The organism is Xanthomonas albilineans, from assembly GCF_002939705.1.
In the GTDB taxonomy this organism is placed as follows: domain Bacteria; phylum Pseudomonadota; class Gammaproteobacteria; order Xanthomonadales; family Xanthomonadaceae; genus Xanthomonas_A; species Xanthomonas_A albilineans.
Genome location: NZ_MDCB01000056.1, coordinates 1 through 2,334 on the forward strand (window position 1 = coordinate 1; position 2,334 = coordinate 2,334).

2 protein-coding genes are annotated in these 2,334 nt (G+C 62.9%); both read right to left on the reverse strand.

The genetic code is table 11. The features are described 5' to 3' along the window. Positions 1-1,694, reverse strand: a 1,694-nt coding sequence (locus XalbCFBP2523_RS15655; protein WP_146084138.1) for a condensation domain-containing protein, incomplete at its 3' end; no start/stop codon positions are given. A 5-nt stretch (positions 1,695-1,699) separates the two neighbouring features. Next, a partial coding sequence (locus XalbCFBP2523_RS15660) for a phosphopantetheine-binding protein (protein WP_045766527.1) occupies positions 1,700-2,334 on the reverse strand: 635 nt, incomplete at its 5' end.

The window sequence follows — 2,334 nt, forward strand, 5'->3', positions numbered from 1 at the left end:
ACGCCGCGGTGCAGGAACAGTGCGATGCGATCTTCCGGGCCGATGCCGTGCGCGATCAGGTGATGGGCGAGTTGGTTGGCGCGGGCATCGAGGTCGGCATAGCACAGCGTGCACTGGCCATCGACCACGGCGATGGCCTGCGGGGTGCGTGCGACCTGCTGCTCGAACACGCTGGGCAGACAGCGCTGGTCGGCGAAGACGCGATGCTCGCGGGCGAGGCGTTGCAGCCATTGTTGGCGCTCGGTGGTGTTGAAGAGCGGCAAGCGCTCCACGCGGCAGTGTTCGTCGGCGACCATGCCGTGCAACACGGCGAAGAAGTGGTGCAGATGGCGCTCGATGGTGCTGCGCTCGAACAGTGCGGTGGCATAGCCGAGCGTACCGACGATGCGGCCGTCGTGCGCTTCCAAGGTGAGTTGCAGATCGAATTTGGCTGAGGTATCCGGGTAAACAATCGAGCGCAGCTCCAAACCCGGCAACGTGGGAGTTGCAGTGGGAGTGTTCTGCCAGGTGAGCATGACCTGGAACACCGGGTGCGCGGACAAACTCCGTTCCGGGTTGAGCGCTTCGATCACCTGTTCGAACGGCACGTCCTGGTGATCCTGCGCGGCCAGTGCGGTGCTGCGTACCTGCGCCAGCAAGTCGGCGACGGTCGGCGCGCCGCGTAGATCGATGCGCAGTGCCTGGGCATTGACGAAGAACCCGATCAGCGCTTCGAGTTCGCTGCGGGTGCGATTGGCGACGGGTGCGCCGATCACCACCTGGTCTTGACCCGACAGTCGTGACAACAGCACGGCCCAGCCGGCCAGCACGGTCATGAACATGGTGGTGCTGTGGCGCTGACTTAAGTGATTCAACGCGTCGGTGAGTTCGGCATCGATGACGATGTCGACATGGTCGCCACGATAGTCCTGCAATGCTGGACGCGGATGGTCGGTAGGCAGTTCCAACAGTGCCGGCGCGTCATGCAGGTGCTCGCGCCAGAAGCCAAGTTGACGTTGCAGCAGTGGCCCATCGAGCCAGCGGCGTTGCCACATGGCGTAATCGGGATATTGGATCGGCAACGGTGGCAAGGGATCGGGTTGGCCTTGCACGAAGGCGGCGTACAGCGCGCTCAGTTCCTGCACCAGCAACGCCATCGACCAGCCATCCGAAACGATGTGGTGCATGGTCACCAGCAGGCGATGTTGCTGATCGGCCAGCTGCAACAGGCGACCACGGATCAACGGACCACGGCTCAGGTCGAAGGGCGTGTTGGTTTCTTGTTCGGCGTGGAGTTGGGCGTCGGCGTGGGGGTCTGCTGTTTGCCGCAGATCGATGCACTCCAGTGCAAAGCCGACGTTGGCCGGCGCAATTACCTGTGTGGCGCCATCGTCGTTGGCGACGAAACAGGTGCGCAGGGCTTCGTGGCGGGCGACGATGCGATCCAAGGCTTGTTGCAGCGCGGATAGGTTCAGCACGCCGTGCAGGTCCACGCCGCCGGCGAGCAGGTACGCGCGTGCGGCACGTTGATCGAGCTGTTCTAGGAACCACAGTCGCTGCTGGGCGTAGGACAGCGGCAGCGCCGCGTCGTCGTCGCGTGGCGGGATGCTCTCTTCCGCAGCAGGGTCTGATTCGGCCAACAAGGCCCAGAGGCGATGTGCCTCCTCACGGCTCAGGTTAGAGATATCCTGTTGAGACATGGGGGAAGAGGACATGGTAGTTAGCGTTCCAATTGGGCTTTGGAGAAGAGGGATGCAGCGGTATCGCGCTGCAATTGCGCAAGCCGCATGCTGAGTACCAGATGGGCCATCTGCTGCAGGGTTGGCTGTGCGAACAGCCGCTGGATCGAAAGATCGCAATGCAGCGTGCGGCGAATCGCGGCGGCTAGTCGCACGGCGAGCAAGGAATGTCCACCAAGATCAAAGAAGCTGTCGTGGCGGCTGACCCGCTCGATGCCGAGCAACTCGCGCCACAGAGTCGCCAGTGCTTGTTCGAGTGGACCATCGGGTGCTTCATACGGCGCTTGTGCGAAGCCCGCCTCGTGTGGTGCTGGCAATGCACGGCGGTCCACTTTGCCGCTGGATGTCAGCGGCAGGGCATCCAGGAGGACGTAGGTGGCCGGTTGCATGTAGTCAGGCAGAAGCGCACGTAGTTGCGTGCGGATGGCAGTGGTTTCGCTTTGCGCAGCTGCCACATACGCCACCAGCCGTGGTGCGCCAACGTGGTCTGGGTGTGTTAAGACCAGCGCATCCTCAACGCCGTGGCAGGTGCGTAGCGCGGCTTCTATCTCGCCGAGCTCGATACGGAACCCGCGCAGTTTGATCTGATCGTCGTTGCGGCCGAGATAATCGAGTG